The organism is Enterobacter sp. 50793107, assembly GCF_001463365.1.
GTDB classification, from domain to species: domain Bacteria; phylum Pseudomonadota; class Gammaproteobacteria; order Enterobacterales; family Enterobacteriaceae; genus Enterobacter; species Enterobacter cloacae.
Genome location: NZ_LNII01000119.1, coordinates 1 through 7,112, shown reverse-complemented (window position 1 = coordinate 7,112; position 7,112 = coordinate 1). Strand labels below are relative to the sequence as shown.

The 7,112-nt window shown below is 49.2% G+C and carries 8 protein-coding genes; 3 read left to right on the top strand and 5 right to left on the bottom strand.

Annotated features, from left to right (window positions below; translation table 11 throughout):
* Positions 1-12 precede the first annotated feature (12 nt).
* The gene (locus APU11_RS15600) at positions 13-801 is read left to right on the top strand and encodes an abortive infection family protein (RefSeq protein WP_060578644.1); all 789 of its coding nucleotides are present in this window, start codon (positions 13-15) and stop codon (positions 799-801) included.
* 366 nt (positions 802-1,167) lie between these two features.
* On the opposite strand, the gene APU11_RS15595 is transcribed toward APU11_RS15600, so the two are convergent.
* Positions 1,168-1,653 carry a GNAT family N-acetyltransferase gene (locus APU11_RS15595; protein WP_013087269.1) on the bottom strand — a complete coding sequence of 162 codons (486 nt, stop codon included), beginning with the start codon at positions 1,651-1,653 and terminating at the stop codon, positions 1,168-1,170.
* Complete coding sequence (locus tag APU11_RS15590) at positions 1,641-1,907, bottom strand: DUF1778 domain-containing protein (protein WP_007869691.1); 267 nt, start codon at positions 1,905-1,907, stop codon at positions 1,641-1,643. Before APU11_RS15590 ends, APU11_RS15595 begins: the two co-directional genes overlap by 13 nt.
* 652 nt (positions 1,908-2,559) lie before the next feature.
* On the opposite strand from APU11_RS15590, the gene repA reads away from it, so the two are divergent.
* Positions 2,560-3,573 (top strand): plasmid replication initiator RepA, encoded by a 1,014-nt coding sequence (repA, locus tag APU11_RS15580; RefSeq protein ID WP_013087098.1) that lies wholly within the window; start codon positions 2,560-2,562, stop codon positions 3,571-3,573.
* A 950-nt stretch (positions 3,574-4,523) separates the two neighbouring features.
* On the top strand, positions 4,524-5,330 hold the full coding sequence (locus APU11_RS15575; RefSeq protein ID WP_013087100.1) for a DUF4225 domain-containing protein: 807 nt from the start codon (positions 4,524-4,526) through the stop codon (positions 5,328-5,330).
* On the opposite strand, the gene APU11_RS15570 is transcribed toward APU11_RS15575, so the two are convergent.
* The 3 genes from APU11_RS15570 to APU11_RS15560 all read right to left on the bottom strand — a co-directional run bounded on the left by APU11_RS15570 (position 5,305) and on the right by APU11_RS15560 (position 6,840).
* Entirely contained in the window at positions 5,305-5,634 is a 330-nt protein-coding gene (locus APU11_RS15570; RefSeq protein ID WP_013087101.1) for a hypothetical protein, read from the bottom strand. The genes APU11_RS15575 and APU11_RS15570 overlap by 26 nt on opposite strands.
* Before the next feature lie 82 nt (positions 5,635-5,716).
* Complete coding sequence (locus APU11_RS15565; RefSeq protein WP_013087102.1) at positions 5,717-6,055, bottom strand: hypothetical protein; 339 nt, start codon at positions 6,053-6,055, stop codon at positions 5,717-5,719.
* A gap of 14 nt (positions 6,056-6,069) precedes the next feature.
* Positions 6,070-6,840 (bottom strand): TraX family protein, encoded by a 771-nt coding sequence (locus APU11_RS15560; RefSeq protein ID WP_013087103.1) that lies wholly within the window; start codon positions 6,838-6,840, stop codon positions 6,070-6,072.
* Positions 6,841-7,112 lie beyond the last annotated feature (272 nt).

The window sequence follows — 7,112 nt, the reverse complement described above, 5'->3', positions numbered from 1 at the left end:
GCAGCTTCTTTTGTGTATAAGTGGCTGGTACTGGGTGAGCATTATTTTAGCCATTCAACTTTAAATTCACTGTTTATGGAATCGGGCGCACCTGGTGAGGTGCCTCCAGGAAACTGTGAAACAAAATGCAGCAATTGGCTTAAAGCTTGCAATGAAGATGACTCAGTAGATGCAATTTCAGTACTGGGGATAATTATCCAAAAATATATGGATTTACCTCCAAATTCATTCTCTAGGGCAGGAGCTGGGTCTACAGTCGAAAGTGGACAAAAAAGAATAATTGATGCTTTATCCAAGAACCAATTAGTCTACAGACTCAATGGATTTATAACTAAGTCTGGGTCTACTCCGATTTCTAAGACGTTAGAGGATTATCTAAAGTCTGGTGACTATTCATCCATTGAAAATGAGTTTCTTCGTGCAGTGGAGAATATTCAAACCGATCCACATGCATCAGTCACTGCCGCATGCGCTATAATTGAATCTGCATTAAAATGCTACATAGAAAAATTCAATTTACCTATGCCACAAAAATTGAATGTAGCACCACTTTGGGCTGTCGTACAGCCAGACTTGGACCTTAATTCCGATCCCACTTTAGCGGGTGACCAGCACAAAATTTTAAAAGGAATTTCATCACTAATCGACGGTATTGGCGCATTCCGGTCACATATAGGGAGTGCTCATGGGCGTGGTCAAAACCCTCCGCAGATAGTAGTTGCCGAAGCTAGACTCGCAGTTAATGCATCTCATACTTTAGTTGTATTTATAATGGATGTTATCCATGCGAGTAAATTTTAATCATACTGGCACTTAGATTAACAATGGCCGGATTCATTGCTCTTAAATTTTAGTGTACCCAGTTCTTTGTAGCACTGATGGTCGATTCTACCGCTTTGAACTTGCCTCAAACAAACCAGGGTCTGCGACCGGGATTTATGTTCTGGACGTGTGCCTGAGCCTTATGGCTGGGCTATTTTATTAGGTTTTAGGTGCCTTCCTGCAATCACTCAAAACGCATTCATTAGTGCGTATTTCATGTAAAAATGAGCAACTTACCCTTATAAATCAATAACTTCGCATAACAAAGATTATGTTAAATTCAATGGTAAAGTCATTATAAATCAATATCTTAAATATCGAACAAGCCCCTTTCTTCCTCAAACCTCACTGTGGTAACTTTAAAAACAATGTCCGTTCCTGAGTTTGTGATGCCTTAAAGCCATGGTGAAGATAAAAGTTTTTGGCTTCTTCAGTCAGTGCATGAACCATAATCGCACGGACTCCAATATTCTCAGCTACACGGTAACAGCGCAGAACTGCATCATGCAGTAAATCGGCCCCGAGCCCTTGGCCACGGTATGAAACATCAACTGCCAGGCGAGCAAGTATGATTACGGGAATTGGATCTGGCATATTGCGCCTGAGGCTTCCCATTGCTTCCACGTGGTTAACGCTGCCGGTGGCCAGAGAGTAAAAACCGACAACCTGTTTAGTGTCTCTTTTACAAACGACGAACGTTCGTGCTGCACCAAGAGCTTGGTTTTTTAATCCCCTCTGTTTAAGCCAGTCATCAAGTACTGCCTCACCACTGACGAACTCTGCTAGTTGATGGGAGCTGGATAATGGTTCTGGTGCTGTTACACGTCCCACTGAGGTTTCCTTGCCAGAAGTTTATCAATAGCCGCCTCATCCGAAACCGGTGCATCGAGCATATCGATAAACTCTGCATACTGCTCATCGTTAAAATTAAATACGCGACGATCGAGGATCACATTCTCCGCAGCCTGACATGCCATTTCCAGGATGAAGTCCGTGCGTGATTTATGGAGAATCTCTGCTGCAGCATCAATAAGTGCTCTTTGAGATTCTTTAGCTCTAAGGTTGAGCTGAACATCTGATTTCATGAGTGCGCTCCTTGTATAGCGATTGCTTTACAAGCATACCATATGGATTCTGTATAGCAAAAGCTATACGGTTTTTTAAGTGCAGTGAACATACGAAAGAGTCAACTTGCAACTATTAGGTAAAGCTCTTCCTCTAAATTATTTTCCTTGCTCTGGCCTACCAAATCAAACCCAACGCCCTGAATTTACTGCGTGCGATGCTTGCTAGCAGTCTCATCCGGACAATTAGCATGAAAACTATGGATTGTTATCTGGTCTAACATCTGGAAAAGTTACTGATGAGAAGGTAGTATTCGGATCGTCAGCGATCGTCTTGTGGTGGGACAGATTGTTGATTCAGATTACTTTTGTGTCCTAACTCAAACTGACGGTTTGACTGCTTTGTGGTGAGGCAGGCGGGTGGCAAAAGATGGTTTTACGGAAGAAATGCGGACTTCCGGAAACAGACAGGGACAGGACGTGTCCAGTAAAACGTTCAGGAGCAGGTAACGGGATTTCCCGGAGCCTGAATGCACAACCCCCCCGACATCTGTCATCATCTTGGCGGAAGACACAGATATCAGGGGGTCCAAAAGCAGGCGCGTGGCCTGTGAAGGATTATAACGCATGCACCACATAACACAACACCCGGCCGCCATAAGAACAGGCCGCCGTGAATGACAATCAGATTTCTGTTCACTGGTCAGATCTACCGAAAGATGAGCTAACCCGTTTCTGCCAGGATGTCGATGCCGGCACTCAGGGTAATTTCCTCATTGCACCGGTCAAAAAACTGACCCGCCGCAAACGCGGTGAGCATTCCACAAAAGCCAAATGTGAGAACCCGGCCTGGTATCGCCCGGAGCATTATAAAAAGCTCTCCGGACAGCTCGGTCATGCCTACAATCGCCTGGTGAAAAAAGACAAAGAAACCGGGCAGGTCAGCCTGCGCATGCATGTTTCTCGTCACCCTCTCTATGTCGCCGGCCGCCGTAAGGCGGGACGTAAATATGGCTTCCGTCCGGAACGTCAGCGCCTGCTCGATGCGCTCTGGCCAGTGCTCATCAGCTTCTGTGATGCCGGCAAGCATACCGTCGGCATGTGTATCTCCCGTCTTGCAAAAGAACTCAGTGCAAAGGACGCAAAAGGCAATGTCATTCCTGAAACGGAGGTGACGGTGTCACGCCTTTCACGGCTTATTGAGGAACAGGTACGGTTTGGCGTTCTGGGCCTCGCAGAAGAACGCGCCTGGGATCGTGAATCCCGCACCTGGTTGCCAACGTATGTCTATATAACCCCCGTGGGATTCCAGATGCTGGGCGTCGATATGGACAAGCTGTTTAAAGAGCAGGAGAAGAAGCTCCGTCAGAGCGCCGAGCGTGAGCAGCTGATCCGGGAAGGAGTGATGAGCGAACATGATGATGTTCAGGCCCACTCTGCGCGGAAATGCTGGTCTGGCCGTAAGCGTCGGGAGGCACTCGTTTACCGCCGCAATAAAGGCGCGGAGCGTAAACGTGCCAACAATCTGATTAAGCTGCCGGCAGATGAACGACTCCATGCAATGTCTGAATGGATTTACCGCACCCTCCCGCCTGACGAAGCGTACTGGTGCACATCTGAGCGCCTGAAGGCTCTGGCCATCCAGCATCTTTACCAGCTGGATCTGGCGCTTTCTCCCCCGGACTAGTCACAGACGACACAACAGTCTTCTTGTTTACGGGCCCCTCACCGGGGCTTTTCGTGCTGGTTTTTTTCGGCCACTCTGCTCATTTTTCAACCTTCACTCCGTTCTCCTTCCGGTCACCATGACGTTCTGCTTGTCGTTATGGCCCCCAGTGGCCACTGTCTCTTTTTTTTACACAGAAATCCGCAAACGAATAAGTGAAGTAACCCGGAAACGAATAAAAGACATTCCGCAAAACAGTCTTACTTCACCGTTTTTATCTCTCTGTTCATTTCATTCCAGAGTAGATCTTTGTCTGCAGTCACTCTGTGGATAACGAAAAATGCCTTCGCATGCAGCGGCCTCACGGCCTCGCGCTCAGAACAAAATCAAAAGTACCTCCCGTCGCAAGCGCCGGGCCCCTTTCTGGCCAGAACCCGGCACCGCATACATACCTAACCCCTGCTAAACCGACGCCGCCCCGGCCCAAAGGGCCGGAACACCCTCGCTTTAAGAGGGATGTTGTAACTAGTATCAAGAGTAGCTGTAGTTAAGTCGCGGTAATCACTTCATACACGCTCGTAAGCGCCTGACGGCGCTAACGCGGAGATACAGCCCGTCAGCGGCCATCGGCCTTGACGGACTCACTCCGACCGCGCACATTAGCAATCGGAAAGCTTTAAGCGGGTATAGCTTTGCAGGGAAAGGGATGGGATTGGCAGAACCTATCAATCCGTAACGGCTGATGCCGGTTACGACGCCCCTCACCAGAATCACCCGGTTCAGCTCCGGCTGGCGTCTCCATGCCGCTTCGCGGCATACATGTTCCATGAACCCTGGACTACACAGGCTGGCCATCATGGGCGAAGGTTTACTGACAGCATCAGACTATTATTTTACCCTTTAAAGCAGGGTTGCCTAAATCCGGGAGCGCGATAAGCTTTAACGGGTGATTTTCAATCAGGATGAGTAAAATGGATATAATTCTTCCGGGAAACAAAAGCCAGGCACGACTCTGGGCAGAAACCATGATTAATCTGGAGGCCCGCAAACTCGTCAATACCGCTAATATTGTTGGCGCCCGACATCTGGGGGATGGATTGACGCGTCTCAAATTCATCGATGAAATTAAATCTGTCATTAATGGCGAATTTGAGCGTGCCCGGCGGGCAAAGTCTGACGAAGAGTGCATGACCTGCCTGCGTAACCTGCAGGCAGAAAACAGCAGTCTGCTTGAGCAGAGCCGGCAGCTCCAGACCGGTTATGCGAAACTATATGCCCAGATCAAATACGTCAGGGATGAAGACCGGATGGTCGGTTATGTCATCTCAGGAATTAAAGTGGTGCTGGCAGGTATGCAGGGCGTATTTGGCTTCGTGCTGACTTCCTCAATGACCCCCGTAGGCGTTCTTGCCGGGGCTATTCTGATTGTCGACTCGGCCAACACGATAACCCGTGAAGTTGGTCGTCAGTTCCTGAATGAACCTGACACGCAGGGTATGTTTGGTGATGGTGCCATGAACATCGCTAAATTCATGGGATTTGAACGATCAACAGGGTTAGGGATATACAACGGGATCGCGCTTGCAGGCAATATCTACAGTGTCTATGGATTAATGGCCAGACCTGGGACATGGCGTCTGTTTAACTATATCAGCACCGATTTTTACCGGAAAATCGACACCATGTCCCGGGGTAAACTGACAATGAAAATTGTGGGATGGGGGGTAAAGGCTAAGGTTGTTTTCGATCTGATCACTTCTGATGACTCCGGGAAATGAGATTTTTCCGGCGGTAATGCCATGATTTATAGGCCAGCTTCAAAGGCATGGTAATCGTAAACAGAGTGCCAAGAACAAGAATAGCCACGCCGAAGGAAATGGTATGCATCCTCGAGCCAGCCAAAAGTGTGGCCACAAAAATCAGTAACATGACTGACAACACCCATATCAGGGCCTTAAAACGGTTTGCCAGATCGTTCAGCAGGGTATCCATCTCCGTACCCGTCTTAGCTGAACTGGCCCGCAGCCGGACAATGTCCTCTTCACTGAAGCCGTGGTTCATCAGATCACTTTCATGGTTCATGCTTCTCTCCTTTTCCCTGCGGGAAGTTTAACATGCCCTGCGCCAATAACCAGTTAAGCCCGACCGATAATCTGTCAGGTGGTTACGGGCTATCACTTTGCTGAAACCTGCCCCGGGCATTCTTCTGCAGGCGGAATGCTTTCCAGCCAAGAGCCGGTGGAAAGGTCAACCAGGCAATGGTCAGGACAACGAGGGAACTCATGCCGCCAGACAGGATATGTGTCCGGCTGCCGGCGATGAGAATGACCAGCATAATCAGAGCGAGCGCGACCGTGATCCATACCGATACCCGGAAGCGTCGTGAAAGTGCTGCAATGAAGCCCTGCATAGTGCCACCGGTTGCTGAAAGCCGCTCCAGTAAAGTATCCACATCACGGTTACTGAAACCTGCCTCAAGAAGCTCTTTCTCACTGATAGCCATCACGTCATCCTAAGTCAGCCAAAAGTAGTCTGTACCAGACCAATGATCCCCAGGTGGCCGGCGTAAGCATAATAAAAGAAATTACGCGGCATGAAACGCCTACGGCCCTCCGGACATATTTGCCTGCAGAATGAAACCACTGCCAGGGGGAATGCCAGAGTAGGCAGCGTGGCCAGTAATAATGTTTCTGCGGGCATATCCAGGAGATGCGATAACCCGTTTAAACAAATCAGTGACAGCACGGCAGTGATGGCTGCCAGCCGCTGCACTCCGGGTGTATCGCTGCCAGAAACCGTTGCCATACTGATGGCCAGCGTTATTCCTGCCAGTCCGTAACTTGCCGGCTGCAGGGGCCAAATCATAAGGGCCAGGAGCAGATACCCGGCAAGCATTCCTTTCCGGCCGTGCCGGTACTGCAGGGCAAGCAGCTGCGTGACGCCTGCAAACACGAACAGAATGTTCAGGGCCCACCAGGGCTGTTGATTCTGGAAGGCCAGGCTGAACACCGGCTGCGTTATGACTGCCCAGATCCACAGACGATTGGCTCTCTTCTGCAGTCGCTCCGGGGTGCGCTGTACGTTCATCGCCCATATAAGCGTGAACAGGGGGAAGGCCATCCGGCCAAGCGCATACATCACCGGCAAGGCTGACGACAGAAACACCGTATTGGTGTGGTCGATAATCATGGCCAGAAGTGCGAGAAGTTTGACCATATCGAGTGCAGCGGGACTGAGCTGGCTGGCGTTCCGGATAGTGGGAAGAACGTCGGGTAATGAATGATTCATGCTGTATATTCCCCTGGCGACACGCGGTTAACAGCCAGCCCTGAACATAATGCCAGAATGCCCTGCCGGTTTGCGTTGTGATCCTGACTCTGAGTTTCTCCAGAATCTTGCGCACCGCAAATTCTGATTTATCACGCAGCACGCGCATTGCGCCTGCCACATCCTTATTCTGAATACAGATACTTAAAATATGAAAATCGTTCATGACACTCCCTTACTTACTATATATATCGGCAAAAATATTGATATATTTAGATTAAGGAGTGTAATTG

Coding starts and splice junctions, on each gene's coding strand:
- APU11_RS15590 (WP_007869691.1), bottom strand. CDS start 1,907: ATGAAATCAGATGTTCAGCTCAACCTTAGAGCTAAAGAATCTCAAAGA.
- APU11_RS15575 (WP_013087100.1), top strand. CDS start 4,524: ATGGATATAATTCTTCCGGGAAACAAAAGCCAGGCACGACTCTGGGCA.
- APU11_RS15570 (WP_013087101.1), bottom strand. CDS start 5,634: ATGAACCATGAAAGTGATCTGATGAACCACGGCTTCAGTGAAGAGGAC.
- APU11_RS15565 (WP_013087102.1), bottom strand. CDS start 6,055: ATGGCTATCAGTGAGAAAGAGCTTCTTGAGGCAGGTTTCAGTAACCGT.
- APU11_RS15560 (WP_013087103.1), bottom strand. CDS start 6,840: ATGAATCATTCATTACCCGACGTTCTTCCCACTATCCGGAACGCCAGC.